This window comes from Advenella sp. (assembly GCF_052108595.1).
Taxonomy (GTDB): domain Bacteria; phylum Pseudomonadota; class Gammaproteobacteria; order Burkholderiales; family Burkholderiaceae_B; genus Advenella.
In genome coordinates, this window is record NZ_JBQEAU010000154.1 from 1 (window position 1) to 3,342 (window position 3,342).

A 3,342-nucleotide genomic window follows, 5' to 3' on the forward strand; every position below is an offset into this window, starting at 1 on the left:
AAAAGTGGCTATCTGGCTGACCGCGTCGCGCCCGTATTTTTCCTTGACGTACTCAATCACCTTTTCGCGGTTATCCTGGCAGAAGTCAATATCGAAGTCGGGCATGGAAACCCGCTCGGGATTCAGGAACCGTTCGAACAGCAAATCGTAGCGCAAGGGGTCAAGATCGGTAATGCCCAAGGCATACGCCACCAGCGAACCGGCACCAGAACCACGCCCCGGACCTACCGGCACCCCGTTCTGCTTGCCCCAGTTGATAAAGTCCGCCACGATCAGAAAGTAGCCAGGAAACCCCATGCCAATGATGGTTTTGCATTCCAGTTTGAGCCGGTCCTGATAGGCAGCTCGCGCCTTTTCCCGCTCCTGTTCGTCCGGGTACAGTTGCTTTAACCGTATTTCCAGGCCGTCTTCGGACAGTTTGATTAGATATTGGTCCAGAGAACTATTATCGGGCGTCGGAAAATCGGGCAGATGCGGTTTACCCAGCGACAGCGTCAGTGAGCAGCGGCGGGCGATTTCAACCGTATTGGCGATGGCCGAAGGCACATCGGCAAACTTGCTGGCCATCTGTGCCGAACTGAGCACATACTGGTCTTCTGAGAAGCGGCGGGTGCGCGATTTGTTGCCCAGCAGCTCGCCATCGGAAATACAGACGCGGGCTTCGTGCATACGGAAGTCTTCGGGCCGGGTGAACTGTACCGGGTGGGTGGCAACAACCGGCAAATCCAGACGGGCAGCCAGTTGCATGGCCAGTTGCACATAGCGCTCATCGGCCTGCGGACCGGTGCGCTGCAGTTCAATAAAATAGGAACGAGGGAACCACGCGGCCCAGCGGCGCGCCAGTGCTTCAGCCTGGTCTATCCGCCCCGCAAGCAAGGCCTGACCAACGTCGCCAGCCATGCCGCCGGAAAGCAGAATCAGCCCTGGCTGGTTTTCCAGCCACTCGCGCTGCAATTCCGCCCTGCCCTTGTACTGATTGGCAGTCCAGGCGCGCGAGAGCACCTCGCACAGGGCCAGATAGCCCTGGCGGTTTTGTACCAGCAACAGCGCGCGAAATGGCTTATCGCGATCCTGCTCATTGGCCAGCCACACATCGCATCCGGCGATGGGCTTGATGCCCTTGGCCCTGGCTGCTTTGTAGAATTTGATCAAGCCAAACAGATTGGATAAATCAGTCAGCGCGATGGCCGGTTGCGAATAGGCAGCAGCGGCGGCAACCAGCTCGCTGATGCGCGCAGTCCCGTCCACCACGGAAAATTCCGAGTGGGTGCGCAAATGGACAAATGTGGGAGAAGCATCTACTGAAGTCATATGCTATTGTATCAACGATTAAGGCTTTCCCAGCTTTTTTGCAAACGCCGTACCGACACCGGCACCGGGGTGCGCAGCTCCTGCGCAAACAGAGCCACGCGCAGTTCCTGGAGCATCCAGAAAAAGTCATCCAGCCGCTCGTCAGCCTGGCCTTTGAGCGCGCTGCGCATGCGCTGGTAGTTAAGCGCCAGAGGAGCCATTTCCTGCATCAGGCGGGCATCGCGCGCCGGATCGCTGCGGTATTTATCGATACGCGCCGACGCCGCCTTCAGATAGCGCAGATAATGGGCTCGCCGGCTGTGTGAGTGGTCGGTCAGAAACTGCGCCGTCATAAAGGCACTTGCGCCTGCCACAATATCGTCGTGCAGCGTCTTGGCCGAAGAACGTACCGAGACCAGTTTCTTTTGCAGTGCCGCCCACTCTGTCAGGGTGGCCAGTGCCAGCCGAGCCTCTTCCTGAATCAATAAACCGATACGGCCCTTGGCATCCAGACGGCGCGCTTCGAACTGCTCGGCATTGGCCGGCAGCGGCTCGGCCAGGCAGGCCTGTCCCAGGGCCGCCTCAATAATCTGATCACGCAAGCTCTCCTGATTCATCAGCGAAACGGCCAGCATACCCATGCGCGTGAGTTCCGGAATAGATTTGGCCAGTTGCTTTAACTGATCTTTCATGGCGATGCGAAACAGGCGCAGCAGCCCCTGCCGGTGCTTGCGTGCAGCCATATCGGGGTCATCGAACACATCAATGGTGCAGCTTTGCCCCAGATCCACCAGCGCCGGGTAACCGATGAAGACGTCATTCTTCTTGCGGATTTCCATGATTTCCGGCAACTGGCCGAAATTCCATTCCACAATATCGTCCTGGCTGACCACCTGGGCCACCGATTTGTCGCGACTGACCATAGACTGAAACGATGCCTGCGCAGCCGGTGCATGTTCTGCCTTCAACTGGCTCAGGTTGCGACCAGCCGAGAGCATACGGCCATGTTCATCCACTACCCGGAAGTTCATGAACAGATGGGCCGGCAACGTTTCCGGCTTGAAGTCGCTGGTAGCCACGCGAATCGTCAGTTCATCACGAATGTCATCGGCCAGCGCCACCACCAGCGAACGGTCCGGATTGGCGGCATTGTCAAACCAGCGTTCAAAGAACCCCTGGGCATAGTCGGGCAGCGGCACGCAGTGACGCCGCAATTTCTGCGGCAGCGATTTGAGCAGATGGAGCACTTTTTCCTTGAGCATGCCCGGCACCAGCCATTCGCTTTGCACCGGATCTACCTGATTGAGCAGAAACACCGGAATGGTTGCGGTCACCCCGTCTTTGGGCGAGCCGGGTTCGAAATGGTAAGACAGGGCCAAAGACATGCCCTCCCATTCGGTGCGCTTGGGAAAGACATCCGAGGTAATACCCGATGCCTCGTGACGCATGAGATCTTCCCGGTTCAGCAGTAATTGCCGGGCAGCCGTCTGGTCCAGCTTGCCGTACCAGTTCACCAACGTCTGCGTCTGGCACACATCGGCAGGAATCTGTTTATCGTAAAAGGCGAAGATCAATTCGTCGTCGATCAGAATATCAGGCCGTCTGGCCTGATGCTCCATTTTTTCAATTTCCCGGATGACCTTGGCGTTATGTGCGATAAACGGTAGCGTAGCGGTAATCTGCCCGTCAACCAGCGCCTGCCGGATAAAGATCTCCCGCGCCTCGCCCGGTGCGATGCGTCCGTAATTGACCTTGCGACCACTGTAGACCATCAGGCCATAAAGCGTGGCTCGCTCGTTGGCCAGCACCTGCCCGCGACTGGCATTGAATGCCGGGTCGGACCAATGTTTCTTCAGCAGATGCGCACCGGCAGACTCGATCCAGCGAGGGTCCACATTGGCAATGCACCGCGCAAACAGTCGGGTCGTTTCCACCAGTTCGGCAGCCACAATCCATTTGCCGCTTTTCTTGATCAGCGTCGAACCGGGGTGAACCACAAAACGGATATCGCGCGCCCCCTGATACTGGGCGCTCTCCTCGCTTTTGAGGCCG

General features: G+C 57.8%; 2 protein-coding genes. Both read right to left on the minus strand.

Annotation, left to right across the window (positions count from 1 at the left end):
• Positions 1-1,311 (minus strand): DNA polymerase III subunit alpha (gene dnaE, locus ACTIKR_RS19240; protein WP_442328726.1); only part of this gene is annotated, 1,311 nt, incomplete at its 3' end.
• 11 nt (positions 1,312-1,322) lie between these two features.
• A partial coding sequence (locus ACTIKR_RS19245; RefSeq protein WP_442328727.1) for a DUF3418 domain-containing protein occupies positions 1,323-3,342 on the minus strand: 2,020 nt, incomplete at its 5' end.